The sequence below is a fragment of the Lysobacter gummosus genome (assembly GCF_001442805.1).
In the GTDB taxonomy this organism is placed as follows: domain Bacteria; phylum Pseudomonadota; class Gammaproteobacteria; order Xanthomonadales; family Xanthomonadaceae; genus Lysobacter; species Lysobacter gummosus.
Genome location: NZ_CP011131.1, coordinates 1,201,537 through 1,226,896, shown reverse-complemented (window position 1 = coordinate 1,226,896; position 25,360 = coordinate 1,201,537). Strand labels below are relative to the sequence as shown.

Genomic DNA, 25,360 nt, shown 5'->3' with positions numbered 1-25,360 from the left:
GGGGTGGCGCAGATTGCGCGGTTTGCGGCAGGAGCGATGCGGGCGGGCGAGTGCGAATTGCGCCGATCGCGATGCCGGGCCGGGACGCGGCGCGGTCGCGGCTTGCGCCGCTTCTGTCGTTTCTGGATTGGTTGGCCAAGCGGGTGGTCGGGCTTCAGGCTTGCCCGGCGAACGGGCTTGGCCGCGGCCGACTCTATTCCCCTTCGGCGCCTTCGTTGTAACAGCGGACTTCGGTTGGCTTCACCTCGATGAATCGCCCCTTGCGCCGATCCAGCTTCACCGCCCAGCGCACCGCGTCGAACATCTCGCGCGCGGCGGCGCCTTCCACCGCGGTGTCCACGATCGCGATCACGCCGGGGTCGGTCACGCCGTCGATCATGCAGGTTGACATCGATACCCGCTCGCCATGCTGCAGCTTCGGATACGGCACCACGTCGGTGATCTTCCAGCGCGCCTCGTTGCCGATCCGGCCGACCAGTTCGGCGGCGTAGAACTTCAGCGAGCGGTCCTCGGCGTCGTCGATGGTGCCGATGCTGCGCGCGCAGACTTGCTCGGCGCTGCGGCCGCTGCCGACGCAGCCGCCGGTGTTGGATTTGTAGCCGTCCGGGTACGGCGGAACGATCTTGCCGATCCAATCTTCGCCGCCGCGCGCGCCGGCGCGCACCAGCGCGGGCGCGGTCTGGCCCGGCTGCGCGGCCGGCATCGCCGCGGCCTGCGGCGTGCCGGCATGGCCGCTGTAGGCGAAGGCCGGCGCCAGGCACGTCAGCATCGCCGATGCGCGCAGGACCCGCTTAGCGCGCAGGGCGATCATCGTTCAACCGGCCGGCTCGACCCGCAGGGTCATGCCGTCGGTGCCGACCACGCGCACCATCGCGCCGGTGTCTAGGTCCGGGCCGGACACGTCCCAGAACGCATCGGCGATCTGCACCCGTCCGCGTCCTTGCACGATGCCGCGCTCCAGCGCGACCACGCGGCCGACCAGTTGCTCGGCGCGACGGTTCAACAAGGGCTGGTCGCTCTGCCGCTCGCGACCGCGGAACCAGGTGCGGTAGACCTGGATCGAGGCGAAGCTGAGCACCACGAACGCGGCGACCTGGGCCAGCACGGACAAGCCGGGAAACATCAGCACCAGCGCGAACACCGCCGCCGCGGCCAGGCCGAGCCAGAGCATGAAAGCACCCGGCGCCAGCGCCTCGGCCGCGAACAGCAGCAGCGCGACGGCGGCCCAGGCGATGGTCTGCCAACTCCACGACATGGCTCAGCCTCCGCTGCGCGGCGTCGCGGCGGGAGCGCGCGCCGCCTGCTGGCTGGCGAGCGCGTCCTTGGCCAGCTCGCCGATGCCGGCCAGCGAGCCGATGATGCCGGCCGACTCCATCGGCATCATCACGAACTTCTGGTTGGGCGCTTCGGCCAGCGACTTGAACGCTTCGATGTACTTCTGCGCGATGAAGTAGTTGATCGCCTGCACGTTGCCCGAGGCGATCGCGTTGGACACCACTTCGGTGGCCTTGGCCTCGGCCTGGGCCAGACGCTCGCGCGCCTCGGCCTGGCGGAACGCGGCTTCCTTCTCGCCTTCGGCTTCCAGGATCACCGACTGCTTCTCGCCCTCGGCCTTGAGGATCGCGGCCTGGCGGAAGCCCTCGGCTTCGAGGATGTTCGCGCGCTTCTCGCGCTCGGCCTTCATCTGCCGGGCCATCGAATCGACCAGATCGCGCGGCGGCTGGATGTCCTTGAGCTCGATGCGATTGACCTTCAGCCCCCACGGATGAGTCGCCGCGTCCACCGCGTTGAGCACCTTGGTGTTGATTTCGTCGCGCTTGGACAGCGACTCGTCCAGGTCCATCGAACCGATCGCGGTGCGGATGTTGGTCATGACCAAATTAAGGATCGCAATTTCCAAGGTGGCCACTTCATACGCCGCCTTGGCCGCGTCCTGCACCTGGAAGAACACGATGCCATCGACCTTGACCACCGCGTTGTCCTTGGTGATCACGTCCTGGCTGGGAACCTCCAGCACCTGCTCCATCATGTTGATCTTGCGCCCGACCCCGTAGATCACCGGCATCAGGAAGTGAAGGCCCGGGTCCATCGTGTGGGTGTAGCGGCCGAACCGCTCCACGGTCCACTGGTAGCCCTGCGGCACCATGCGCACGGTCTTGAACAGCAGCACTACGCCCGCGAATACCAAAACCAGCGCCAGCAAGGTCCCGCCCATGATGTCCCCCTCCATGTGTCCGTTGGGCGCAGTATAGGCCTTGCACCCGGCTGCGACCCTTCACGCCCCTGCTGCATCCTTGTCTGGGAATGCCACCTCAAATCACCTCATCGCCGCCGCCAGCGCCCGCCTCCGAGCGTCCGCTGTCGAGCTTCGCCATCGACGTCCCCGAGACGCTGCTGGCGCGCGTGCGCGCCGGCGAAGGCGCGGCGTTCGAGCAGATCTACCGCTGGTTCGAGCGGCCGGTGTTCACCCTGGCGGTGCGGATCGCCGGCGATCGCGACGAGGCCACCGACGTGCTGCAGGAGACCATGCTTAAGGTGTTCACGCGGATCGGCGATTTCCGCGGCCACAGAGACGGCAGCGGCACGCCGTTCTGGGGCTGGCTGCGGCAGATCGCGGTCAACGAAGCGCTGATGCGGCTGCGCAGCCGGCGCCGCCTGGAGCACGCGGTGGAAGCCGACGACGAACACCTCGCCGACGACCGCATGCCGCCCCCGCCGGCCGCCGCCGACGCCGCCGCGCTGGGCCGGGCGATGGCGCAATTGCCGGCGCCGACCCGCAGCGTGCTGTGGCTGTACCACGCCGAGGGCTATACCCACGAAGAGATCGCCGCGCTGATGCAGCGATCGACCAGCTTTTCCAAATCGCAACTCGCGCGCGGCGGACGCCGCCTGCGCCAGTTGCTGGAACCGGAGCAGGCCCATGCCTGATCGCAATCCCAACCCGCCGCAGACCTGGGCCGATGCGTTCGCGCAGCTGCCGCCGGAGACGCCGCCGGCCGACGGCTGGGCGCGCATGGCCGCGACCTTGGCCGCGCGCCAGGGCGCGCCGGCGCAGGCCGCCTCGACGGCGCAAATGCCGTCTTCGCCCGTCGCGCATATCGATACCCCGCCTCGCCGTCGCAGCGCGGCGTATCCGGCGCGGCAGTGGGCGATCGCGGCGATGCTCGCCATCGCATTGCCGCTGGGGTTGTGGCTGAGCCTGCGGGCGCAGCGGCCCACGCTCGAGGTGCAGTCGCCCGGCCCGATCGCGCACGAAGCGGCTCCACGCAACGGCGGCGTCGAGGCGCCGGGCGTTCGTGCGAGCGATGGCGCGGTGCCTGCCAGCCCGGCCAATGCCGATGCTCAGCGCAGCGATACCGTCGCGGTCCAGCCCAATCCGGCCACGGCCACTCCACTCCATATAGAACCCGCGGACACCAAGACTCAGCGCGCACCGCGCAAGGCGGCAGCTGTGGCGAACGCTCAGCGTCCCGGTTCGACGAGAGCGACCGCGACCCGTGCGACCCCGTCCCACGCCGACACGCCCGCGCCCGAGCGCATCGCCGCCGAGCTCACGCCGGCGCAGAGCGACACCGATCCGGCCAAGACCGCCGCGCTCGTCGCCGACGCTTCCGCCAGCCAGCGCGAAACCGCCCTCGCCGCGCAACTGCGCGAACTGCAAACCGAATCGGCGCAGCTCGAAGCGCTGGTGACGCTGACCCGCGACGATCGCGTCGCCAGCGCCACTGCCGCGCTGATGAGTTCCGATCTCGACCAACGCCTGAGCCTGATCGACACGGCCCTGACCGACGCCGCGCTGCCGGCCGAACAGCGTCTGGCGTTGTGGCGGCAACGGGTCGGCGCGCTGCGCGCACTGGCCGGCGTGGAAAGCACTCAACGCTGGTTCGCCGCGCGCGGCGAACGTTACGACGACGCGCTGGTGCGCGTCGATTGAATCCTTCCTCAGTTCGTACACCCGCTGTACCGGAGAGCGTCATGTCCCGCATTTCCCTGCTTCCCGCGCTGTTGTTCGCCGCGATCGGCAGCGCGCTCGCGCCGACCGCCGCGCCCGCGACCGACGCGCAGCCCGCCGAGGCGCGCACGCGCACCGTGGTGATCCAGCGCCATCCCGGCGAAGCGCCGGTGCTGTTCGCGCAAGCCCGCCCGCACGTGCTGCCGATGCCGGGCACCGCGACGATTCCGAACGCGATGCCCGATCCGGTGACCAAGCCGGTGCTGATCCGCGACGATATCCGCGGCCCGCAGCTCGGCGTGATCCTGGCGCCGGACGACAAGAGCGGCGTCGGCATCATCGCGGTCACTCCCGGCAGCGCCGCGGCCAAGGTCGGATTGCGCAGCGGCGACCGGTTGATCGCCGTCAACGGCACGCCGGTCTCCGGCAAGGAGCCGGGCGCGCGCCTGGGCAGCGCGCGCGCGCTGCTCGGCAAGCTGGAAGCCGGCAAGACCACGCGCATCCGCTACCTGCGCGACGGCCGCGAGGCCACGGCCGATGTCTCGCCGCAAGTCGGCGAACGGGTCATGGTGTTCGAGAACGCCGACGGTTCGCAGATCATCAGCAGCGGCCGGGTCAAGATCCTGCGTTCGGCCGACGGCAAGATGGATGTCAGCAGCGACTCCATGCAGTACGTCCCGGCCCGCGTGGCGGTCGCGCCGGGCGTGCGCACGGAAATCTATCGCATCGGTCCGGACGAAGACTGCAACGGCAAGCCCTGCCCGATGCCGCTGATCAGCGAAGCGCTGCGCTGGAACGGCCTGAATCTGGCCTCGCTCGACACCAAGCTGGGACGCTATTTCGGCACCGATCGCGGCGTGCTGGTGCTCAGCGCCGGTCCGGAGCTGAAGGGGCTGGAAGCCGGCGACGTGATCCAGAGCATCGACGGCCGGCGCGTGGATACGCCGCGGCAGACGATGGAAGCCTTGCGCGGAAAGTCCGAGGGCAATCAGGTCGAGATCGGGTATCTGCGCGATCGCGCCGCCGCCAAGGTCAAGCTGACGCTGCCGAAGGCGGTGGTTTGGGTGCCGCCGGTTCCACCCGTACCGCCGGTGCCTCCGGTTCCGCCTGCGCCGCCCGTACCGCCGCACGCTCCGATACCGCCCGTGCCGCCCGTGCCGCCCGTGCCGCCCGTACCGCCCGTGCCGCCTGTTCCGCCCGTGCCGCCTGCGCCGCCTGCGCCGCCGATCCCGAACAAAGTGAGCGCGGCGCCGCGGCCGCCCGCCGCGCCGGTGCCGCCGCAGTGGGCGATGGCGCAAGGCCGGCATGTCCACGTGCACAGCGTGGATTGATCGGAGCCTTCACGAAGTTCCAGTTTTCCTAGCGGGCTGGCGGATATGTCATCGCCAGCCCTCTTTTTTTCAGTGGCTGCTGCGAGCATCGAGGCATGAAGTCGTGCCTTGCGGCATCTTCGCTGCTGAGCGAAGAGCACCGGGGCTGAAGCCCCTCCCACAAAAGATTGCGTGGCGACGAAGTCTGTTGTGGGAGGGGCTTCAGCCCCGATGCCTTCCTTTCCGATCGCGCCGACCTGACATCGCAACTCGCAACCGCCCGCACACGACAAAAAGGCCGGGCATCCTGCCCGGCCTGTTCCGATCATCGATCCGGCATTCCGCGCTCCATCGCCGAGTGCGTCGGACAAACTTTTTCTTCGCCCCGCCGCTTACTCCGCCGGCGCGCTGGTCACCCACTTGGCGAACACCGCATCGATGTCCTTGTCGGCGACCTGCTTGCCCTCTTCCAGCTTGCCCGCCTGTTCGAACAACGGAATGATCATCGCCATGCCATCGACCTTGGTCTTGAGCAGCACGCCCGGCGCCTGGCCGAGGTAACGGTCCCAATGCGCGCGGACCTTGGCCCAGTAACCCTGGGTCGCGTCCCAGTACTTGTAAGCCGGCTTGAAATCGACGTCCTTGGTCTTCTGGTAGTCGTTGAAACCGAACTCGCGCGCCAACTCCTCCTGCGTGCCGTCGGGTTTGCGCAGTACCTTGGTGTTGAACTGCTCGTGGGTCCAGCCGCTCGGGGTGATGGTGTGGCGGTTGATCGCCGCGACCGCGTTGTAATCGCTGCGCTTGGTGTATTCGCGCCGCGGCAGCGGGCGCCAGCTCGCATCGCTGGTCCAGGTGGCGACATTGTTCTTGTAGTCCCAGCGGCCGGTGCCGCAGTAGCGCGGCGCGTCGCTGACTTCGAACACGCACTGGGTCCAGGCGCCGCGGTTCAGATCGGCCGGAATCTTGCGCACGTGCCAAGTCTGGTCGGCGCTGAATTCGAAGCGCTGCGGCGCCTCATAGGTCCAGTCCTGACGCCAGTGCTTGGTCACGTGGCCGCTCTTGCCGTCGACCAGGATGTGTTGCAACACCAGCCTGGTCGGGGTGTTCTCGACCACGATGACGGTCTCGTTGCCGCCGCTGCGCATCGCCGGCGCGCGTTCGTAGCCGGGCTTGAGCAGCACGGTTTCGTCGAAGGCGAAATCGACGACGTATTCGCCCTGCATCGCCAGGATCGAAGCGCGGTCGCGCTCGGGCGACGGCACGGCGGCGGACTGGGCCAGCGCCAGCGGGCTGGACATCAGGCAGATCGCCAGCACGCTGGCGCGGTAGGTCATTCGGGTCATGGCTGAACTCGTTGGCTCTATGGCTTTGAAAGTAGAAGAAGGCATTCGACTGCGGCTTTAAGAAGAACTCAGGCGAATTGCGCCGGCCCGGCGCCGTCGCGCAGGCCCGAGGCCATGCAGCAGCACACATGCGCCTGCGCGCTCAGGCGCGCGCCTTCGCCGGCGGCGATGCGGCGCGCATGGGCGTGGCCGAGCGGCGACAACTCGGCGCCGTCGGCGAGCAACACGCAATGGCCGGCGGCGTCGCGCAGCACCTGCAGGCGCAGCACCTGCGCGCACCAGCGACCGCGCCAGCGGCGCAACCAGCGGCGCAACCAGCGGCGACGCAGACTCGCCCACACGCCGCCGCGCGACTCGGCGCCGCTATGCACGGGCAGATCCGCGGCGGCATCGTCCCAGGCGAGAAAATCGCTGTCGGGCAACAGATACAAACGCCAGCACGCACGCCCGGCGACATCGCGGAACAACAGCGCCTCGCGCACGTCCTCGCCGTCCTGGCGGCTGACTCTTTCGGCGCGGTCGGCCGCGAGCCAACCGTCGAGCGCGTCGCGATGGCGCCTGGGATACACGCACAACACCGTCGCCACCGCCGCCAGGCGCTCGGGCGCCGGCAAGCCGGCGCGACCGCTCACGGCGGCCGGCCGGCCCGAATCGAGCGCGGCGGGCGACGGCGCGTGCATGCCTTACCAGCTCACCGCCACGCTGGCGCCGACGTTGCGGCCCGGCGCGGTGTAGCGGTCGAGCACGGCGCTGCTGGCGGTCAAGGTGCCCGGCACATCGCCGCCGTCCCAGTACTTCTTGTCGCCCAGGTTGAACACGCCGACGTTGAATTTGGCGCCGGGCGCGAACTGCCAGTGCGCCAGCAGGTCAAGCACGCCGTAGCCGGGCGCGGCGAAGCGGTTCGGCGCCGGCAGGTCGGTCTTGTGGCGGGCGAAACGTCCGGCCAGCTCCACGCCCCAGGTGTCGCGGTCGTAGGCCACACCGACGCTCGCGGTCAGCGGCGCGATCGATTCCAGCGGACGGTCGGCGGTCTTGTCCTCGCCCTTGCTGTAGGCCGCGGCGAAGCGCGTGGACCAGCCGGCCAGCGCGTCGGACAGTTCGCCGAAATCGATGCCGCAGCGCAGCTCGACGCCGCGGATGCGCGCCTTGGCCACGTTCTGCGACTGGAACACGATCAGCGGCGTCTGCGGCGGCGCGCTGACCTGGCGGCTGGATTCGATGAAGTCCTTATAGTCGTTGTAGAACGCCGCCACCTGCGCATACACGGCCTTGTTGCTGAAGCGCAGGCCCAGTTCGTAACCGTCGCTGGTTTCCGGCTTGAGATTCGGACTGGGAATGGCGGTGTAGCCGAACTGCAGATTGGTGAAGCCCAGGTTGACGTCGCTGTAGGGCGGCGCGCGGAAACCGCGCTGATAGCCGCCGTACAACGACCAGTCTTCGGCGAAATGCCAGACCGCGCCGAGCTTGGGCGACACGCTGGTCTTGCTCAGGTCGCTGACCGTCACGCCCGGGTTGTCGCCGTTCCAGATCGCGTCCTTGCGCGGACGCAGTTCGTAACGGTCCACGCGCACCGCCGGCACCAGGCGGAACTTGCCGTCGGCGAACTGGATTTCGTCCTGCACGAACACGCCGGCGTTCTGGGTTTTGCTGACCGGGAAATCGCGCACCGGGAAGGCGTCCGGCGAGATCGCGTTGCTGACCGCGCCGGTGGTCAGGTTGACCGCGCGGCCGTCGCGCTTCTGGCGGAATTCGGTGTTCTCGTATTCGAAGCCGTAAGTCAGGGTGTGCTCGACCGAACCGGTGGCGAAGCTCTTGTGCGCGGTGGCTTCCGCGCCGTACACGCGCTGGTCGAAGTTGAACTCGCGCAGGCGCAGGGTCGGGTTGGGGGTGTTGGACAAGGTGACGCGCTGCTCGCGGGTGCGCTGCGTGGTTTCGCTGTCCTGGCGATAGATCTGCCACTGCAGCGAATCGGCCAGAACGCTGTCGATCGAATCGATTTCATGCGCGAAGGCCATGCGGGCGCGGGTCTGGCGATCGTCGCCGGACATCGAGGCCACGCGCGTGCGCGGCGAATTCGGCGGCTGTCCCGGGACCAGCGCGACCAGGCCGAGCGCACTGAATACGAGCGTGTCGGTCTGCTCCTCGCTGCCTTCCACGGTCAGGCGGAAACGCTGGTTTTCGCTGGGCGCGTAGACCAGTTTCGTCAGCACGCTGCGGCCGTCGAAATCCTGCGGGTTGGCGCGGGTGCGCGTGCCGTCGTGGGCATCGTTGTCGCCCTGGTTCTCGGTTTCCTTGCCCTGGTGATGATTGACCACCACCAGACCGGACCAGCGCTCGCCGCCGAACGCCGCGGTGGCGCTGCCGTACAGGCCTTCGTTCTGGCTTTCCGCGCCGAGCTTGAGGCCGAAGTAGGTGTTGGCGCCGTCCTTGAGGTAATCGTTCGGATCCTTGGTCACGAACGACACCACGCCGCCGAGCGCGTCGGAGCCGTGCAGCGCGCTGCTCGGGCCGCGCACGACTTCGACCTGCTTGACCGTGTCCAGATCGACGAAGTTGCGCCCGGCGTTGGAGAAGCTGCCGATCGCGAAGCTGTCCGACACCGACACGCCATCGACCAGCACGCGCACGCGGTTGCCGCCGAGGCCGCGGATGCGGATGTCGCCCAGGCCGAAGCGTTCGCGGTTGGCGCCGACTTCGATGCCGGGCTCGTAGCGAAACAGGTCGCGGATGTCGCGCACCAGTTCGTTGTCCATGCGCTCGCGATCGATCGCGCTGACAGTGGCCGGCACGTCCTGGACCTGACGCTCGGTGCGGGTGGCGCTGACCACCACGCGGTTGAGCTCGTTGACATCCGCACTGGCGGCGTCGGCCGCATCGGCGGCGCTGGCCACGGCCGGCAGGGCCAGGGTCAAGGCCAAAGCCAGCGCGCAGCGCGCCGGGACGGGATTAGGGATGGAGCGTGCAGGCGCAGCCTGGGTATGGACGCGGGACATTCTTCGACTCGGATGATGGGTATTGGGCCGAGGCGAGCTGGCATCCGTGACGGACAAGGGCTGGCAGCCTTGGAGAGAGAAGGTGCTGGCGGGCCGCGGAGGGCCGACGCACCGTGCCGCACCCCGAAGCTGGGGCGCGGCAGGGCGATGACGCGGGCGATGGAGCGAGGCCGGGAACGCTCAGCAGCGGGCCGGTGCGATCGGGTTCGGACGTGGGCGGACTGGAGAGATCCGGGCGTCGAACGGGCGATGCGGGCGGCGTGGGAGGGAAGGTGCTGAGCGGGCTCGGCGAGGACGCGCCGTACGCGGGGTTACTTCGTCAGGATCAACTTGTCGTTGCGGGTATGGCGCAGACGGTAGACCTCACCGCCATGGCGGATCAGCACCTCGCGCGCGCCGCGCAACAGCGCGGTGCTTTCGACCAGAACGCCCTGGGCGGCGGCGACGACGGCCGAGGTCATGGCCGTGGCGGGTGCCGGGGCCACGGCGGCGACGGGCGCGGCGACGGCGCTCAGGGAACGATCAGTACGGGGCTTGAGCTGCAGCACGGGGTTGCGCAGAGACATGGCGGTGACTCGTTCGGGGGTGGGCTCCCGAATGATGATAATGATTCTCATTTGCCAGTCAACACGCAAACGCGGGGATCTGTGATCAACCGCCAAAACAGCAAAGTCCAATTCAAGCGGCGAAAAGCAGGCGCTGCGCCCCGCGGCCAGTCCCCGCCCCTAAACCCCGGCCAACCCAGGCGCCAAGGTCTGCCCTTCCAGGCAAGCCAGCCGCCCAGCCGGTCACCCATCAGCCCACAGCCGCCTCCACCCGCTGCCAGCCCGCCTCATCGACCCGCCCCTCCAACTCCAGCGCCTCCAGGTTCTGCAACAGCTGCTCAGTCCGGCTGGCGCCGAGAATCACGCTCGACACATGCGGATTGCGCAGGCACCAGGCGATCGCCAGCGGCGCCGGCGCGACCTCGAGCTCACTGGCGACCGCGGCGAAGGCCGCGACCCGCTCGAACCGCCGCTGCTCCGGACTGCCAACCGCGATCCGCCGCAGCCATTCCTTGTCCGACTGGCCCAGCCGGCTGTCGCCGGCGAAACCGCCGCTGTGCTTGCCGGTCAGCAGGCCCGAGGCCAGCGGCGACCAGATCGTCGTGCCCAGCCCCAGCTCGGCGTAGAGCGGCGCGTATTCCAGCTCGACCCGCTCACGGTGCAGCAGGTTGTACTGCGGCTGCTCCATCGTCGGCGCGTGCAGATGATGGACGCGCGCGATCTTGTGCGCCTCGCGGATCAACGACGCCGGCCACTCCGAGGTGCCCCAGTACAGCACCTTGCCCTGGCGGATCAGCGCATCCATCGCCCACACGGTTTCTTCCACCGGCGTATCCGGGTCCGGACGATGGCAGAAGTACAGATCGAGATGATCGACACGCAGCCGGCGCAGTGCATCGTGGCAGGCTTCGCTGACGTGCTTGCGCGAAAGTCCCTTCTGAGTCGGACGCGGTTCTTCGTGAGCGCCGAAGAAGACCTTGCTCGACACGCAGTAACCATCGCGCGGCAGGCGCAGATCGGCGATCGCCTCGCCCATCACCCGCTCGGCCTCGCCGTTGGCGTAACCCTCGGCGTTGTCGAAGAAGTTGATGCCGTGATCCCACGCCGCGGCGATCAGTTCGCGCGCGGTGTCGCGGCCGATCTGCGCGCCGAAGGTGACCCAGGCGCCGAACGACAGCGCCGAAATCTGCAGGCCGGATGAACCCAATCGGCGGTATTGCATGCGAACGCTCCAATCGGACGGTGGATTGCGGGCATGCTACGCCGATGATCGGCGACACGAAGGGCGGTAAGCGGCAATGAGCTCGAACACCCGTGGCCTGATCGTGAGCCTGATCGCGATCGCCGTCGCATTGCTGAGCTGGCAGCTGTGGCGTTCGCGCGCGCCCGCCGCCGCTTCGGCGCCGCTCGCCGCCGAAGCGCAAACGCCGCGGCCGTCGCCCATCGCGCCGCCGGCGCAAGCCGACGCGGCGGGCAAGATCGAGCCGATCCGCGACGACTACCGCAATCCGCAGTTGGCCGAAATCAAGAACCGCGCCGACGCCGGCGACAGCCGCGCCTCGTGCCAGCTCGGCATGGAACTGCTGCGCTGCACCGACACTTCGGCGGCCGAGCAGATGCTGGCCGCGGCGGAAGAAAACGCGCGGCCCGATCTGCCGCCGGACCAGCGCGGCTACATGACCAAGCTGGAGAACCGCGCGCGCCGCATCCTCGCCGAATGCCGCAACGCCCCGGCCGATTCGTGGAAGCAGGGCAATCACTACCTGCGCCAGGCCGCGCTGGCCGGCGAGCCCGAGGCGATGTACCGCTACGCCCGCGGCGATTCGGTGTTGATCGACTATTCGCACATGAGCACGCCCGAATTCGACCGCTGGCGCGCCGAGGCCGGCAACATGATGCAGCTTTCGTTCGAGGCCGGTTATCTGCCGTCGGTGTTCGATCTGATGGTCGCCTACAGCGACGACTCATCCCCGCTGACCGGCATGATCGCCAACGATCCGACCAAGGCGCGGGCGATGCGGCTGTTGATCAGCCGCCTGGCCGGCAAGCCCGCCGATCGCCCGGAATCGCGCTACGCCAGCCTGGAACCGGCGGCGACCGCACTGGCGTCGCAGTGGCAGCGCGACTACTTCCCCACGGTGAAGCCGCCGATAGAGAAGCTGCCGCGGGTGATGCCGGCGGGCTTCGCTTCGCTGTATGCCGACGAGGGCACCGAAGCGCCGCCGTGTTCGCAATGAACCGGCCGCGCGTCGCACGCAGGGGCCGCACGACTCTCTAGAAACACCGACGCGAGACGGCCGCACGGCGCTTTGCGCGCAACGGCGAAAGCTTCTCATTTGCCGCGTCCGCCGGCCGATCCGCTACAATCGCCGCACTTTCCTCCTCCGGGGAGTAGCCCACCCGCGTACCGGCCCGATACACCGGCTCGTTTCGCGGGGACCTGCGTCAACACACTTGGCCCACCGGCCATGGCGCATGAGCGGCAGCCAGCGAGCGATCGCGATTCCAGGCCCAGCGCCGGAACATGATCGTCGCCAGCGACCACGGGCAAGACCGAAGGCAGGCGTTGCGCGAAACCCGGGTCGGGCCGCGCGGCGTCCGCCTTCGCGTCCACGCGAATGCCCGACCCCGGGTTTGTCATGGATCTGTCCTTCCTTCCGGCCTGGGCCATCACCAGCGCTGTTTCCACCGGTACCGTCGCGCTCGCCGAAATCGGCGACAAGACCCAGTTGCTGGCCTTGCTGCTGGCCGCGCGCTTCCGCAAGCCCGTGCCGATTATCGCCGGCATCCTGCTGGCGACCTTGCTCAATCACGCGCTGGCCGCCTGGTTCGGCACGCTGGTCGCGCATTGGCTCAAACCCGAAGTGCTGCGCTGGGTGGTCGCGGCGAGCTTCTTCGCGGTCGCGCTGTGGACGCTCAAGCCCGATCAACTCGACGAGAAAGACGCGCAGTTCTCCGCGCGCGGCGCCTTCATCGCCACCACCATCGCGTTCTTCTTCGCCGAGATCGGCGACAAGACCCAGGTCGCGACCGTGCTGCTGGCGACCCGCTACGAGCCGCTGTGGGCGGTGATCTTCGGCACCACCGTCGGCATGCTGCTGGCCAACGTGCCGGTGGCCCTGCTCGGCAGCCGCTTCGCCGACCGCCTGCCGCTGAAGACCGCGCGCTACGTCGCCGCGGCGGTGTTCGCGGCGCTGGCGCTGTGGGTAGCGGTGCGCGGGATCGGCTGACGCGGCTCGCGCCGGTCGCCGCCATCGGCGACCGGCGTCGTATTCCGGCGCCTTGGTGAGGATTGGAGCGCTGGACGGCCGCGCTGTCGCGCTATGCTCGCGTCGCGGCGGCATGCCGCAGGGATGGGAACCGGGATGTACCAAGGCGTGGGCGGTCGAATACGCGGCGTGATCGTGGCGCTGCTGTCGCGGCCGGATGAAATCATGCTGGAGATCGGCGCCGGCGGCGAACTGCTGGTCGCGCGCCTGCGCGCCGTGCTGGCGGCGATGCTGCTGCTGTTGCCGTTGTTCAACGCGATCGGCGGCGGCAGCGTCAAGGAAACCATGATCGGCCTGGGCGGGGCGATCTTCGTCAACGTGTTCTCGCAGCTGTGGCTGGCGCTGGCGCGGCGTCAGCGCCGTTACCGCTGGCTGCCCTTCTCCACCGCCGCCTTCGACGTGTCGGCGACCACGCTGGTGCTGGCGGCGCTGGCGGTGCAGCACCTGCCGGCCGGGCTCAACAGCCTGATCGTGTGGTGCGGCTATCTGCTCGCCATCCTGATGACCGCGCTGCGCAGCGACGGCCGGGTGACCTTGTTCGCCGGCGTGCTGGCGCTGGTCGAATACGGCCTGCTGGTGGTGTGGGTGTTCGCCGTGGCCGGCTCGCCCGAAGACCTGATGTCCAGCGACTACGGCGCGGTCACCCTGGGCACCCAGACCCAGCGCCTGGTGCTGCTGGCGATGATGACGGTGGCGACCTCGATGGTCGTCTACCGCATGCAGCGGTTGATCGAGATGTCCGGCACCGACGGCCTGACCCGGCTGCCGAACCGGACCTGGCTGACCCACCGCATCCCGCGCCTGTTCGACACCGTGCGCCGCGACGGCGGCAGCCTGACCCTGGCCCTGATCGACCTGGACCACTTCAAGCGCATCAACGACGACTACGGCCACCGCCTCGGCGACCGCAGCCTGCGCCATCTGGTCGCGGTGCTGCGCGAGCAGTCCGAGCCCAGCGAATGGCTGGTGCGGCTGAGCGGCGGCGAATTCCTGCTGGTGATGCGCAAACCGCTGGGCACCGCCTTCGAGGAGGTCGACGCGATCCGCCGCACCGTCGCCGAGCGCCCGTTCGAGCCCGGCCGCGGCGCCGAGCCGCTGTGGCTGAGCTTCAGCGCCGGGCTGGTGACTTTTCCGCAGGAAGGCGGCGACCTGTCGCGGCTGCTGCGCCGCGCCGACCTGCGCCTGCAGCGGGCCAAGCAGTCCGGGCGCAACCGGGTGGTGGCGCGGGATATCTGAACGATCCGGGCCTGCAATCGGGCCTTTCGTCTCTCTGCAGCCCGCCGATCCGCCGTCCGCGCGGGCCTCGTCTCGCCGTCCGGCTCCATACAAAAACCGCCTCCAGCGTCTTTTCAGCGCTGCGCTTGAGGCCGCCCGCTGCGCCACGGCTTGCCGCTGGGGCGGCCAGCCTCTAGTCTGCGCCGACTAATTAGACGTCAAAAAGCCGCCGGTGCCCCGGCGCCGGGGAGAGTGGAGTGGATTCGATTTCGCGCGTGGCCTTCGGCCTGTTCGGTTTGGCGGTGCTCGTAGGCATTGCGTGGTTGTTCTCGGTCCAGCGCCGCTCGGTCGATTGGAAGCTGGTCGCCACCGGCATCACCCTGCAGATCGCCTTCGCCGCCGTGGTGCTGCTGGTGCCGGGCGGCAAGGATGTGTTCGACGCGATCGGCAAGGGCTTCGTGCATGTGCTGGAATTCGTCGGCAAGGGCTCGGGCTTCATCTTCGGCAGCCTGATGGACGTGAAGCAGTTCGGCTTCATCTTCGCCTTCCAGGTGCTGCCGACGATCATCTTCTTCTCGGCCCTGATGGGCGTGCTCTACCACCTGGGCGTGATGCAGGCGGTGGTGCGCGGCATGGCCTGGGCGATCACCAAGGTCATGCGCGTGTCCGGCGCGGAGACCACCAGCGTCTGCGCCAGCGTCTTCATCGGCCAGACCGAGGCGCCGCTGACCGTGCGCCCCTACATTCCGAAAATGACCGAATCCGAGCTGATCACGATGATGATCGGCGGCATGGCCCACATCGCCGGCGGCGTGCTCGCGGCTTATGTCGGCATGCTCGGCGCCGGCGATCCCGACTCGCAGGCGTTCTACGCCAAGCACCTGCTGGCCGCTTCGATCATGGCCGCGCCGGCGACGCTGGTGATCGCGAAAATCCTCGTGCCCGAGACCGGCGAGCCGCTGACCCGCGGCACGGTCAAGATGGAAGTCGAGAAGAACACCGCCAACATCATCGACGCGGCCGCCGCCGGCGCCGGCGACGGTTTGCGCCTGGCGCTGAACATCGGCGCGATGCTGCTGGCCTTCATCGCCCTGATCGCGCTGGTCAACGCGCCGCTGACCTGGGTCGGCGAGCAGACCGGCCTGGCCGCCGCGATCGGCAAGCCCACCGACCTGTCCACCCTGCTCGGCTACCTGCTGGCGCCGATCGCCTGGGTGATCGGCACGCCGTGGCAGGACGCGACGCTGGTCGGCGGATTGATCGGCGAGAAGGTCGTGCTCAACGAATTCGTCGCCTACACGCATCTGGCCGATATCGTGAACGGCAAGGTCGCCGGCGCTTCGCTCAGCGACGAAGGCCGTTTGATCGCGACCTACGCGCTGTGCGGCTTCGCCAATTTCAGCTCGATCGCGATCCAGATCGGCGGCATCGGCGGACTGGCTCCGGAACGTCGCCAGGACCTGGCGCGGTTCGGTTTGCGCGCCGTGCTGGGCGGTTCGATCGCGACCTTCATGACCGCGACCATCGCCGGCGTGCTCACTCACTTCGCCGGATAAGTTCGCATGAGCGACCTGCATTCCGGCCGCGTCGTCGTCGTCGGTTCGTTCAACGTCGATCACGTCTGGGCGCTGCCCGCATTGCCGCGTCCGGGCGAAACCCTGGCCGGGCGTTATCACACCGGGCCCGGCGGCAAGGGCTTCAATCAGGCCACCGCGGCGGCACGCGCGGGCGCGGCGACCAGCTTCGTCTGCGCGCTCGGCGAGGACGCCGGCGGCCAGCTTGCGCGCGCGCTCGCCGCCGGCGACGGCATCGACCTGCGCGATCTGCGCAGCGACGAGCCCACCGGCACCGCCGGCATCTACGTCGATGCCGACGGTCGCAACACCATCGTGATCGGCCCGGGCGCCAATGCCGAACTCTCGCCGGCCTTCGTCGGCGAACACAGCCAGGCGCTGGCGCGGGCGCGGGTGGTGCTGACCCAACTGGAAACGCCGGTGGAATCAGCCGAAGCCGCATTCGCGCTGGCGCGCGCGGCGGGCGCATTGACCGTGCTCAATCCGGCGCCGGCCGACGCCATCGCCAGCGGGGCGCTGTGGGCGCTGGCCGATGTGATCACTCCGAACGAAACCGAGTTCTGCGCACAGTTGCAGCGGCATGCGGATATGCGGCTGGACCCGGATGCGTTGGCGGGCTTGGCCGACGCCGAACTGCATGCGCATTGCCGGCGGTTGCTGCCGCACGGCAGTGTCGTCATCACTCTGGGCAAGTCCGGCTGTTTCGTTTCGCATGCCGACGGCGCGCTGCGCGGCGATGCGCAGGCCTGCTATCGGGTCGCGGCCGCGGCGGTGCGCGCAGTCGATACCACCGGCGCGGGCGATGCCTTCAATGGTGCACTGGCCGCGTCGCTGGCGCGCGGCGGCGATGCCGCGTTCGCGGAGCATGTCGCCTATGCCAACCGGTATGCCGGCCTGTCCACCGAACGCGCGGGTGCGGCGGCGTCGATGCCGCGCGATGCCGAACTCAAGGCGCGGTTCGGCTGAGTTCGGTGTCGCTTCACCGCGTCTGAGATAAAAGCATCGGCCTGAAGGCCCTCCCACAAAAGACCTCGCCAGCTTCGAAGCCTCTTGTGGAAAAGGCTTCAGCCCCGAAGTCTTTTGTGGGAGGGGCTTCAGCCCCGATGCCTTTCGCTCCGATCGCGCCGCCCTAACCCCCCGCCGACCGGCGAAAGCACCGCTCCAGCCCTGCTCCACCCCGCCCCCGGACCACGCTCCAACCCCGCCGCCCATCCGGCCGCCCTTTAAATTGAGAATGGTTCGCATTAGCATGCCAACCCTGTCGCAGTTTTCAGGCCCGCCTCTCCATGCCCCGCCCCCAGCTTCTCGCCAGCGCCCTGCTGGCCGCCCTCGCCGCGCCCATCGCCCATGCCGATGAGGCCAAGGACATCGATCGCGTCACCGTCTCGGCCAGCACCAGCCGCGCGCCCAATTCGGAGGCGGCGCTGGCCAATACGATCACCGTGATCGACCAGGAGCAGCTCAAGCAGCAGTTGTCGGTCACGCAGGACATCTCGCAGGTGCTGGCCAACCTGATCCCGTCGTTCTCGCCCTCGCGACAGAAGCTCACCAACGGCGGCGAAACCCTGCGCGGGCGCAAGCCGCTGTACCTGGTGGACGGCGTGCCGCAATCCACGCCCCTGCGCGAAGGCGGCCGCGACGGCCATACCGTCGATCCGGCGATGATCGAACGCATCGAAGTCATCCACGGCGCCAACGCGCTGCAGGGCCTGGGCGCGTCGGGCGGCATCATCAACATCATCACCAAGCGCGCGCCGCGCAAAGACGGCGAAACCTTCCAGGACGTAACGATCGGCGCCAGCACCGCGCTGCCCAACCGCAGCGACAGCGCCGGCTATCGCGCGTCGTATCTGTTCGGCACCCGCAAGGGCGCGTTCGACTTCGTCGGCGGCGTCTCCTACGCCAGCGAAGGCCTGTACTACGACGGCCGTGGCCACGCCATCGCGGTCAACGACATCCAGGGCGACCTGATGGATGCGCGCAGCAACAATCTGTTCGCCAAGGCCGGTTGGGACATCGACGATCGCCGCCGCCTGCAGCTCACCGCCAATCGCTACGAGCTCAAGGGCAACAACGACTACATCACCGTCAACGGCGACATCCGCACCGGCCTGCTGGCGACGTCCGCGCGCGGCAGCCGCGAAGGCCAGGGTGCGCGCAACCGCTCGACCTCGCTGGTGCTGGACTACACCGACAAGGCGCTGGGCGGCGGTTTCTTCAACGCGCAGTTGTTCTGGGTGGATTTCAAAGGCCTGTACGGCGCCACCGATTGGGAAGACTTCTGGCGCGACGGCCGCGACCTGCACTGGTGGGACCAGTCGCAGAATGTCTCGGAAAAGACCGGCGGCAAGTTCAGCTGGTCGCGCGACAATCTGTTCGACCAGCGCCTGCGCGTGACCCTGGGCCTGGACTGGAACCGCGACAAGACCTATCAGGAACTGGTCGTCGCCAAGCTCAAGTGGGTGCCGCAGACGCAGTACGAATCCTGGTCGCCGTTCGTGCAAGCGCAGTGGTGGATCAGCGACAAGGTCATGCTGACCGGCGGCTTGCGGCATGAGCGCGGCACGCTGAAAGTCGGCGATTTCACCACCATTCCGGCCAACGCCGGCGGCAGCCGCTTCGTCCGCGGCGGTTCGCCCAAGACCCGCGAAACCCTGCCCAATTACGGCATCGTGTTCGAAGCCACCGATGCGCTGAAGTTCTACGCCTCGTACTCGGAAGGCTACACGGTGGCCGACATCGGCCGCGTGCTGCGCGGCATCACCACGCCGAACCAGAGCGTGGACAAGCTGGTGGATCTGTCGCCGGTGGTGTCGGACAACCGCGAAATCGGCGTGGACTTCGACAACGGCCGCTGGCTCGCGCATCTGGCCGGGTACTGGTCGGATTCCGACCTGGGCTCGCGCCTGGCTTTCGACCGCAACACGCAAAGCTATTTCGTCGTGCGCGAACGCACCGAAATCCGCGGCATCGAGGGCAACATCGCCTTTCAGTTCGCAGGTGCCGGCCGCGTCGGCCTGGGTTACGCGCAAGCCAACGGCCGCTACGACAGCGACGGCGACGACCGCGTCGACAGCGACCTGCCGGGCATCAACATCAGCCCCGACCGCATCACCGCGTTCTGGGACCAGACCTGGAGCGACACCGTCTCCACCCGCCTGCAAGGCAGCCGCGCGCTCGATCGCGATTTCGACCTCAAGGGCGTGCGCGTGGCCAGCACCGACGGCTACACCACCGTGGACCTGCAGGCGCGCTTCAAGCTGCCGCTGGGCCAGTTGAGCGTGGGGGTGGAGAACCTGTTCGACGAGCAGTACGTGACCTACTACTCGCAGAGCACGCCGCGCAACGACACCTATGTCGCCGGCCGCGGCCGGGTGTTGAGCGCGAGCTGGTCGCATCGCTTCTAACCCGCCCACACGAACCCATCGCCCAGCATGAGCGCGAGCCAGGCATCGCAACGACCCAAGCCGTGCCTGCGCTCGGCCTTGAAATGGCTGCATCTGTGGCTGGGACTCAGCGCCGGCACGGTATTCGCGATCGTCGCGCTGGCCGGCACCGTGCTGGCGTTCCAGCGCGAGCTGGCGCTGTGGGCGTACCCGCAATTGCAGCGCTCTGCTGCGACCACGCCGGAGCAACGCAGCCGCGCGCTGGCCCGCATCGTCGGCCATTGGCAAACGCAGGGCATGAGTTCGCTGGATCTGCCTTCGCCGCAGTTTCCGGTCTGGCAAGGCTATTTTCCGGATAACGAACGCCGCTATTTCGATCCGGCCAGCGGCGAGTTGCTGCTGACCCGCAATACCGACAACGATCTGGTCCTGTGGCTGCGCGATCTGCACATCCATCTGCTGTCGGGCAAGACCGGCGAGGCGGTGCTCGGCGTGGTCGGCATCATCGCTTTGTTCATGCTGCTCAGCGGCCTGTATCTGTGGTGGCCGCGCTGGTCGGCGCTGGCGGCCAGCCTGAAGTGGTATCGCGGGCCGCCGACGCGGCGCTGGTTCAGCTGGCATCGCGGCATCGGCCTGTGGCTGCTGCCGTTGACCTTGCTCGCGGTGCTGACCGGCGTGTCGATGATCTACGACGATGTCGCCCGCGGCGCGCTCAGCACCGCGTTCGGCGACAGCACGCCGGCTCCCAAGCCGCCGAAACTCGCCGCGCGCGACGCTCCGATCGACTGGGGCGGCGTGCTGCGCGCGGCCGAAGCGGCGACAGCAAAGCGCGCCGGCCTGCCCGGCGCGCAGTTGCGCCGCATCAGCCTGCCCAAACCCGGCAGCGGCCTGATAGCACTGCGTGCGCGCGCGGTCGGCGAATGGCATCCGGTCGGACGCAGCATGGTCTGGATCGACCCGTATCGCGGCGATGTGATCGGCACGCTGGACGCCACCGCGCAGGATCGCGGCGTGCGCGCCTTCGATGCGATCTATCCGCTGCACGGCGGTTTCGTCGGCGGCAGCGCCTGGCAGACGCTGATCGCGCTGACCGGGCTGCTGCCGGGGTTCCTGCTGGTCACCGGGTTCTTGTTCTGGCGGCGGCGCCGCGGGCGCTGATCGTTACCAGGGGCTGGGCCCAGACGCTCCAGGCTCGATTCCGGCTATCTCGTAAGAAGGTGTCCGCGCCGAAGCCCCGCCGCAGCCACCCCCCTTCCCGTTCATCGGCGCGACATTCCCGGCAGGCCGGTCCGGGTTCACGAATACGTTCTCTCCACGTGTAACCGGAAGTCACATCTCCGCTAAACGCGGTTCAACGAGGGAATGAATATGGCCGGCAAGTACGTCATCAGCAAGCAAGGCAACGGGCAATTCCATTTTGTGCTCAAGGCCGGCAACGGCGAGACCATTCTGAGCAGCGAGAGCTACACGACCCACGCCTCGTGCGAGAACGGCATCGAGTCGGTGCGCACCAACAGCCCGAACGACGCGCGCTACGAGCGCAAGACCTCAACGAACCAGAAGCCCTACTTCGTGCTCAAGGCCGCCAACCACCAGGTCATCGGCACCAGCGAGATGTACAACAGCGAAGCGGCCCGCGACGGCGGCATCGCGTCGGTGAAGCTGAACGGTCCGAGCGCTACCGTCGAAGACAAGAGCGGCGGCTGAGTTTGCCGGCGCGGCCGCGGACGGGTTCCGCGGTCGCGCCGTCCGATACCTCGGGGCTCAGCGTTCCGATCGACATCTGAATACCCGAGCGGATACGGCCCGGGCCCGGCTTGCTGTCGCCCGAAAACCGCCCGCCGCGGCGTGGCTTACAATGCCGCCATGCGCATCGGCCCTTATTCCCTCGCCCCGCGCGTGATCCTCGCGCCCATGGCCGGGGTCACCGACAAGCCGTTCCGGGTGCTGTGCAAGCGCCTGGGCGCCGGGCTGTGCGTATCGGAGATGACCACCAGCGATCCGCGCTTCTGGAGCACGGCCAAGTCGCGCCACCGCATGGACCACGACGGCGAGCCGGACCCGGTCAGCGTGCAGATCGCCGGCACGGTGCCGCAGATCATGGCCGACGCGGCGCGCTACAACGTCGATCACGGCGCGCAGATCATCGACATCAACATGGGCTGCCCGGCGAAGAAAGTCTGCAATGCCTGGGCCGGTTCGGCGCTGATGCGCGACGAAGGCCTGGTCGCGCGCATCCTGGAAGCGGTGGTCAAGGCGGTCGAGGTTCCGGTCACCTTGAAGATCCGCACCGGCTGGGATCACGACCAGCGCAACGCGCCCCTCATCGCCCGCATCGCCCAGGACGCCGGCATCCAGGCGCTGGCGGTGCACGGCCGCACCCGCGACCAGCAATACACCGGCACCGCCGAGTACGACACCATCGCCGCGATCAAGGCGCAACTGTCGATTCCGGTGATCGCCAACGGCGACGTGGACGGCCCGCGCAAGGCCGCCTTCGTGCTCGCCCAGACCGGTTGCGATGCGGTCATGGTCGGGCGCGCGGCGCAGGGCCGGCCGTGGATTTTCCGCGAGATCGCGCATTTCCTGGCCCACGGCGAAGAGCTGCCGCCGCCATCGCTGAGCGAGGTGCGCGACATCCTGCTGGGCCACCTGCAGCATCTGCACGCGTTCTACGGCGAACTGTCGGGCGTGCGCATCGCGCGCAAGCACCTGGGCTGGTACGCGAAGGATCGCCCCGAGAACGCGGCGTTCCGCGCGGTGGTCAATCGCGCCGATTCGGCGGAATTGCAACTGCGATTGACGCGCGATTACTTCGACGCGCTGGTCGCCGGGGTGACGCCGGAGCTGTCGGCCGCGGCCTGAGTTGCGAGCGGCGGCCTTGGGCGCCCTCGCTTATTTCTTGTGCTTGCTCTTCTCTTTGGCGTACTCGTCCGGCGTCTGCCCGTGCTCGGGCACAGCCGGAAACTGCGGCACCCTGCAGCCGGGCGCCTCTTCGAGCAACAACACGGCGACCACGTTGGGATTCAGATCCTTGGCCGCGCCGGTGGCCGCGTCAACGCCAGCACCGACCAATCCGCCGATCAGCAGATTGCCGGCCAGCCCGGCCGCGCCGCCGCTGCCCACTTTGCTGCGCACCTGCGCCGTCGCCTGCCGGTAACCGGGCTTGCACAGCTCCACCGCCACAGGATGCTTGCGCTTGAGTTTGAGCGTGCACGGCGTCGAGCAGCGCTCGCCGTTGGACAGCGACACGGTCGCCCCACCCGGCAGGCTGTCGATGGTCAGGGCCTGGGTGGAGCCGCGCGCGAAGGTCGCGCAACCGCCGCCGGCCAGCGCCGCGACCAGGATCGCGGCCAGCGCGAGCCGGTGCAGAAGGTGATGCATGGTGTACCTCGGAAGTCTCTGACGTGCGTTGCCGCGACGCCCCGCCGCTGCGCAGGCATCAGGCCATAGCCTGTTTGCGCGCGCAATGCCGCAGCGTTCGGATTATGCAATTTTGAATCCCCGCCGATAGCACGAGCCGCTAGGCGGATGCATGCAGGCCGTGCCCGATCCGAACGGCCGAACGAGGCGCTGAACAACGCGGCTCAGCTCACTTCAACGCATCGCTGTGAGCCGGCGCGCGCATCGCGGTCGCATGCTGCAGCCGATGCGCGTCCATGGCGGTATCGGCGGCGATCGCCGGCTCGCTCCAGATCCGCGTCCACATCGCCGGCAGCTTGTCCGCCGCTTCCCAGGGCCACTGCAGTTGCTCCGGCTCGATCTCGCGCCAGGATTCGCCGTCGCGCTCGGCCACAGCGAAGCGGAAGCTGTAGTCGGGTTCCGCGCCCATGCGCAGATCGCTGAGCAGCAGGCGCCCGCCCTGTTCTTCGGCTTTCATGAAGCCGTGGTTGAACCACTGCAACCGGTGCACGGCGGGATATCCGCTGACCTGGCTGTAGGCCGGCGCGTCGGAGGCATAGACGCGGAACTGCATCGGCCCGCGATCGGCGACCAGAGAACGCTCGCCCTCGACGAAGCCGCCCGGCGTCATCGCCACCACCCGCCACAACAAGGTGTTGAACGGCATCGGCGTGGAGAAACGCGGCGCGTTCTCCAGGCCCAGCCTGGCCAGCGCCTGTTCGGCGTCGTGCTCTACCCGGTGCTTGGCCCACAGCGAGCCGCCCATGTACAGCGAGCTCAAGGCCAGCCCGAGCACCAGCGCCGGCTGCGCCGAGCGGCGCTCGCGCGCGAACCAGGCCCAGATGCAGGCGATCAGCAACCACACCGTGTACAGCGGATCGATGATGAAGATGCTCGACCACATCACCGGCTTGAGCGGCAACGGCCACAGCAACTGGGTGCCGTAGACGGTGAACGCGTCGAGCACCGGATGCGTCAGCAGCGCCGCCTGCATCGCCCAGAACCAGCGCGTCGGCGATTGCGCGACACGCCCGCCGCGCGCGCGGCACCAGCCCCAGATCGCCCAGGCCACGAACGGCAGCACCAGCAGCGAATGGCTGAGGCTGCGATGCCAGGTCATGCGCGCGACCGGATCGTCGGTCAGCAGGTTGACGGGGATGACGTCGAGATCGGGCAAGGTGCCCAGCGCCGCCCCCGCGAGCAGGGCCGCGCGGCGATGTCCGGCAGGGGCGATGGCGGCGCTCAGCGCGGCGCCGAGCACGATCTGGGTCAGTGAATCCATCCGCGAATGCTACCGGGGCGGCTCGAAACGGGCGTTTGTTTTTCGTTTTTCGCGGCGATTCCCTTGATTTCCTTCGTGTCGGAACGGCGCAAGCCGCGACAGCGACATCGCAGCGGCCGCGTAAACGAGCCCCCGCGGTCGCGACTTGTGCCGCCTCCCACGAAGGATTTCGGCAAAATGGCCGTGCACGCGAATCCACGTTCCCACTTTCAGGAGCCCCCATGTCCGATCCCGCTTCCATCGGCATCGTCGCCTGTTCGGCCGAAGGCGCCGCCTTGTGTTATCGGACCATCTGCAGCGAAGGCGCGCGTCTGCTCGGGCCGCATGCGCATCCGCAGATCGCGCTGCATACGCATTCGCTGGCCGACTACGTGGTGTGCCTGGATCGCGGCGATATCGACGGCGTCGGCGAGTTGATGCTGTCTTCGGCGCGCAAGCTCGCCGCGGCCGGCGCGCAGTTCCTGATCTGTCCGGACAACACCATTCATCAGGCCATGGACTACGTGCTGCCGCGCTCGCCGCTGCCGTGGCTGCATATCGCCGAAGTGGTAGCGCAGGCGGCGGTGGAGCGCGGGTTTCGCCGCATCGGCCTCACCGGCACGCAATGGCTGGTCGACAGCGCGGTGTATCCGGACAAGCTCGGCGCGCGCGGCCTGGAATTCGTGCGGCCGCCGGCGGAGCAGCGCGAGCGGATCGGGCGGCTGATCATGGACGAACTGGTGTACGGCGAGTTCAAGCCGGAGACGGTGGCGTACTTCCAGCAGGCGATCGACGGCCTGAAGGCGCAGGGCTGCGATGCGGTGGTGCTTGGGTGCACCGAGATTCCGTTGATCATCGACGATGCGAATTCGTCGCTGCCTACGCTGGATTCGACGCGGTTGCTGGCCAGGGCGGCGTTGCGGCGGGCGATTGGGGGCGGTTGAGTGGGGTGCGGGGTGCGGGGTGGTTGCAGGCCACTGATCGGTGCGGTTCGATGCGATCTGGTGTGGCGTGGTGCGAAGCGGTTCGGTGCCTCGCCTGAGTTTCACGTCGTCCAGAAAACCGCGGCCCTCCCCAGGCCGTCATTCCCGCGAAGGCGGGAATCCAGTG

At 68.4% G+C, this 25,360-nt stretch carries 23 protein-coding genes; 13 read left to right on the top strand and 10 right to left on the bottom strand.

Annotated elements, in window-relative coordinates:
* Nucleotides 1–193: 193 nt before the first annotated feature.
* Genes LG3211_RS04960 through LG3211_RS04950 form a run of 3 tightly spaced genes read right to left on the bottom strand, consistent with a single transcriptional unit; the run spans nt 194 to nt 2,215 of the window.
* Nucleotides 194–811, bottom strand: coding sequence for a hypothetical protein (locus LG3211_RS04960; RefSeq protein WP_057941853.1), 618 nt, complete (start codon nt 809–811; stop codon nt 194–196).
* A gap of 3 nt (nt 812–814) precedes the next feature.
* Entirely contained in the window at nt 815–1,255 is a 441-nt protein-coding gene (locus LG3211_RS04955) for an NfeD family protein (protein WP_057941852.1), read from the bottom strand.
* Between the two features lie 3 nt (nt 1,256–1,258).
* Nucleotides 1,259–2,215: an SPFH domain-containing protein gene (locus tag LG3211_RS04950; RefSeq protein ID WP_057941851.1), complete on the bottom strand. Its 957-nt coding sequence runs from the start codon at nt 2,213–2,215 to the stop codon at nt 1,259–1,261.
* 89 nt (nt 2,216–2,304) lie between these two features.
* Between LG3211_RS04950 and LG3211_RS04945 the strand changes: the two genes are divergently transcribed.
* From LG3211_RS04945 to LG3211_RS04935, 3 genes are read left to right on the top strand one after another with little or no spacing between them, the layout of a single operon-like run.
* Nucleotides 2,305–2,928 (top strand): RNA polymerase sigma factor, encoded by a 624-nt coding sequence (locus LG3211_RS04945; protein WP_057941850.1) that lies wholly within the window; start codon nt 2,305–2,307, stop codon nt 2,926–2,928.
* Nucleotides 2,921–3,934, top strand: a complete 1,014-nt coding sequence (locus LG3211_RS04940) for a hypothetical protein (protein ID WP_057941849.1) — start codon at nt 2,921–2,923, stop codon at nt 3,932–3,934. Before LG3211_RS04945 ends, LG3211_RS04940 begins: the two co-directional genes overlap by 8 nt.
* A 41-nt stretch (nt 3,935–3,975) precedes the next feature.
* Nucleotides 3,976–5,283: a PDZ domain-containing protein gene (locus tag LG3211_RS04935; RefSeq protein WP_057941848.1), complete on the top strand. Its 1,308-nt coding sequence runs from the start codon at nt 3,976–3,978 to the stop codon at nt 5,281–5,283.
* 371 nt (nt 5,284–5,654) lie between these two features.
* On the opposite strand, the gene LG3211_RS04930 is transcribed toward LG3211_RS04935, so the two are convergent.
* The 5 genes from LG3211_RS04930 to LG3211_RS04910 form a co-directional block, all read right to left on the bottom strand.
* On the bottom strand, nt 5,655–6,560 hold the full coding sequence (locus LG3211_RS04930) for a DUF6607 family protein (protein WP_328230726.1): 906 nt from the start codon (nt 6,558–6,560) through the stop codon (nt 5,655–5,657).
* 113 nt (nt 6,561–6,673) lie between these two features.
* Entirely contained in the window at nt 6,674–7,237 is a 564-nt protein-coding gene (locus LG3211_RS04925) for a Hemin transport protein (protein WP_148648753.1), read from the bottom strand.
* Nucleotides 7,238–7,288: 51 nt separating this feature from the next.
* Entirely contained in the window at nt 7,289–9,598 is a 2,310-nt protein-coding gene (locus LG3211_RS04920; RefSeq protein ID WP_425479937.1) for a TonB-dependent hemoglobin/transferrin/lactoferrin family receptor, read from the bottom strand.
* Nucleotides 9,599–9,909: 311 nt separating this feature from the next.
* A complete protein-coding gene (hemP, locus tag LG3211_RS27405; protein ID WP_075575093.1) occupies nt 9,910–10,059 on the bottom strand; it encodes a hemin uptake protein HemP in 150 nt (49 codons plus the stop codon).
* Nucleotides 10,060–10,393: 334 nt separating this feature from the next.
* On the bottom strand, nt 10,394–11,365 hold the full coding sequence (locus LG3211_RS04910; RefSeq protein WP_057941844.1) for an aldo/keto reductase: 972 nt from the start codon (nt 11,363–11,365) through the stop codon (nt 10,394–10,396).
* A gap of 76 nt (nt 11,366–11,441) precedes the next feature.
* On the opposite strand from LG3211_RS04910, the gene LG3211_RS04905 reads away from it, so the two are divergent.
* From LG3211_RS04905 to dusB, 9 genes are all read left to right on the top strand, one after another.
* Nucleotides 11,442–12,380 carry a hypothetical protein gene (locus LG3211_RS04905; RefSeq protein ID WP_057941843.1) on the top strand — a complete coding sequence of 313 codons (939 nt, stop codon included), beginning with the start codon at nt 11,442–11,444 and terminating at the stop codon, nt 12,378–12,380.
* A 402-nt stretch (nt 12,381–12,782) separates the two neighbouring features.
* On the top strand, nt 12,783–13,373 hold the full coding sequence (locus LG3211_RS04900; RefSeq protein ID WP_057941842.1) for a TMEM165/GDT1 family protein: 591 nt from the start codon (nt 12,783–12,785) through the stop codon (nt 13,371–13,373).
* Between the two features lie 135 nt (nt 13,374–13,508).
* Entirely contained in the window at nt 13,509–14,648 is a 1,140-nt protein-coding gene (locus LG3211_RS04895) for a GGDEF domain-containing protein (protein WP_057941841.1), read from the top strand.
* A gap of 236 nt (nt 14,649–14,884) precedes the next feature.
* Nucleotides 14,885–16,183, top strand: a complete 1,299-nt coding sequence (locus LG3211_RS04890) for a NupC/NupG family nucleoside CNT transporter (protein ID WP_057941840.1) — start codon at nt 14,885–14,887, stop codon at nt 16,181–16,183.
* Nucleotides 16,184–16,189: 6 nt separating this feature from the next.
* The gene (locus LG3211_RS04885) at nt 16,190–17,167 is read left to right on the top strand and encodes a ribokinase (RefSeq protein ID WP_057941839.1); all 978 of its coding nucleotides are present in this window, start codon (nt 16,190–16,192) and stop codon (nt 17,165–17,167) included.
* Between the two features lie 320 nt (nt 17,168–17,487).
* Complete coding sequence (locus tag LG3211_RS04880) at nt 17,488–19,608, top strand: TonB-dependent receptor (RefSeq protein WP_057941838.1); 2,121 nt, start codon at nt 17,488–17,490, stop codon at nt 19,606–19,608.
* A gap of 27 nt (nt 19,609–19,635) precedes the next feature.
* The gene (locus LG3211_RS04875) at nt 19,636–20,745 is read left to right on the top strand and encodes a PepSY-associated TM helix domain-containing protein (protein ID WP_057941837.1); all 1,110 of its coding nucleotides are present in this window, start codon (nt 19,636–19,638) and stop codon (nt 20,743–20,745) included.
* Between the two features lie 204 nt (nt 20,746–20,949).
* Nucleotides 20,950–21,294, top strand: coding sequence for a YegP family protein (locus LG3211_RS04870; RefSeq protein ID WP_248844382.1), 345 nt, complete (start codon nt 20,950–20,952; stop codon nt 21,292–21,294).
* Between the two features lie 159 nt (nt 21,295–21,453).
* Nucleotides 21,454–22,452 (top strand): tRNA dihydrouridine synthase DusB, encoded by a 999-nt coding sequence (gene dusB / locus LG3211_RS04865; RefSeq protein WP_057941836.1) that lies wholly within the window; start codon nt 21,454–21,456, stop codon nt 22,450–22,452.
* 30 nt (nt 22,453–22,482) lie between these two features.
* On the opposite strand, the gene LG3211_RS04860 is transcribed toward dusB, so the two are convergent.
* Nucleotides 22,483–22,971, bottom strand: a complete 489-nt coding sequence (locus tag LG3211_RS04860; RefSeq protein WP_083512317.1) for a PEGA domain-containing protein — start codon at nt 22,969–22,971, stop codon at nt 22,483–22,485.
* 208 nt (nt 22,972–23,179) lie between these two features.
* Entirely contained in the window at nt 23,180–24,271 is a 1,092-nt protein-coding gene (locus LG3211_RS04855; protein WP_057941835.1) for a metal-dependent hydrolase, read from the bottom strand.
* A gap of 221 nt (nt 24,272–24,492) precedes the next feature.
* On the opposite strand from LG3211_RS04855, the gene LG3211_RS04850 reads away from it, so the two are divergent.
* Entirely contained in the window at nt 24,493–25,194 is a 702-nt protein-coding gene (locus LG3211_RS04850; RefSeq protein WP_057941834.1) for an aspartate/glutamate racemase family protein, read from the top strand.
* The last annotated feature ends 166 nt before the right edge of the window (nt 25,195–25,360 follow it).

What these genes read in the sequence shown, in the direction of transcription:
- LG3211_RS04960 (WP_057941853.1), bottom strand. Translation starts at nt 811, where the DNA reads ATGATCGCCCTGCGCGCTAAGCGGGTCCTGCGCGCATCGGCGATGCTG.
- LG3211_RS04955 (WP_057941852.1), bottom strand. Translation starts at nt 1,255, where the DNA reads ATGTCGTGGAGTTGGCAGACCATCGCCTGGGCCGCCGTCGCGCTGCTG.
- LG3211_RS04950 (WP_057941851.1), bottom strand. Translation starts at nt 2,215, where the DNA reads ATGGGCGGGACCTTGCTGGCGCTGGTTTTGGTATTCGCGGGCGTAGTG.
- LG3211_RS04945 (WP_057941850.1), top strand. Translation starts at nt 2,305, where the DNA reads ATGCCACCTCAAATCACCTCATCGCCGCCGCCAGCGCCCGCCTCCGAG.
- LG3211_RS04940 (WP_057941849.1), top strand. Translation starts at nt 2,921, where the DNA reads ATGCCTGATCGCAATCCCAACCCGCCGCAGACCTGGGCCGATGCGTTC.
- LG3211_RS04935 (WP_057941848.1), top strand. Translation starts at nt 3,976, where the DNA reads ATGTCCCGCATTTCCCTGCTTCCCGCGCTGTTGTTCGCCGCGATCGGC.
- LG3211_RS04930 (WP_328230726.1), bottom strand. Translation starts at nt 6,560, where the DNA reads ATGTCCAGCCCGCTGGCGCTGGCCCAGTCCGCCGCCGTGCCGTCGCCC.
- LG3211_RS04920 (WP_425479937.1), bottom strand. Translation starts at nt 9,598, where the DNA reads ATGTCCCGCGTCCATACCCAGGCTGCGCCTGCACGCTCCATCCCTAAT.
- hemP (WP_075575093.1), bottom strand. Translation starts at nt 10,059, where the DNA reads ATGACCTCGGCCGTCGTCGCCGCCGCCCAGGGCGTTCTGGTCGAAAGC.
- LG3211_RS04910 (WP_057941844.1), bottom strand. Translation starts at nt 11,365, where the DNA reads ATGCAATACCGCCGATTGGGTTCATCCGGCCTGCAGATTTCGGCGCTG.
- LG3211_RS04905 (WP_057941843.1), top strand. Translation starts at nt 11,442, where the DNA reads ATGAGCTCGAACACCCGTGGCCTGATCGTGAGCCTGATCGCGATCGCC.
- LG3211_RS04900 (WP_057941842.1), top strand. Translation starts at nt 12,783, where the DNA reads ATGGATCTGTCCTTCCTTCCGGCCTGGGCCATCACCAGCGCTGTTTCC.
- LG3211_RS04895 (WP_057941841.1), top strand. Translation starts at nt 13,509, where the DNA reads ATGTACCAAGGCGTGGGCGGTCGAATACGCGGCGTGATCGTGGCGCTG.
- LG3211_RS04885 (WP_057941839.1), top strand. Translation starts at nt 16,190, where the DNA reads ATGAGCGACCTGCATTCCGGCCGCGTCGTCGTCGTCGGTTCGTTCAAC.
- LG3211_RS04880 (WP_057941838.1), top strand. Translation starts at nt 17,488, where the DNA reads ATGCCCCGCCCCCAGCTTCTCGCCAGCGCCCTGCTGGCCGCCCTCGCC.
- LG3211_RS04875 (WP_057941837.1), top strand. Translation starts at nt 19,636, where the DNA reads ATGAGCGCGAGCCAGGCATCGCAACGACCCAAGCCGTGCCTGCGCTCG.
- LG3211_RS04870 (WP_248844382.1), top strand. Translation starts at nt 20,950, where the DNA reads ATGAATATGGCCGGCAAGTACGTCATCAGCAAGCAAGGCAACGGGCAA.
- dusB (WP_057941836.1), top strand. Translation starts at nt 21,454, where the DNA reads ATGCGCATCGGCCCTTATTCCCTCGCCCCGCGCGTGATCCTCGCGCCC.
- LG3211_RS04860 (WP_083512317.1), bottom strand. Translation starts at nt 22,971, where the DNA reads ATGCATCACCTTCTGCACCGGCTCGCGCTGGCCGCGATCCTGGTCGCG.
- LG3211_RS04855 (WP_057941835.1), bottom strand. Translation starts at nt 24,271, where the DNA reads ATGGATTCACTGACCCAGATCGTGCTCGGCGCCGCGCTGAGCGCCGCC.
- LG3211_RS04850 (WP_057941834.1), top strand. Translation starts at nt 24,493, where the DNA reads ATGTCCGATCCCGCTTCCATCGGCATCGTCGCCTGTTCGGCCGAAGGC.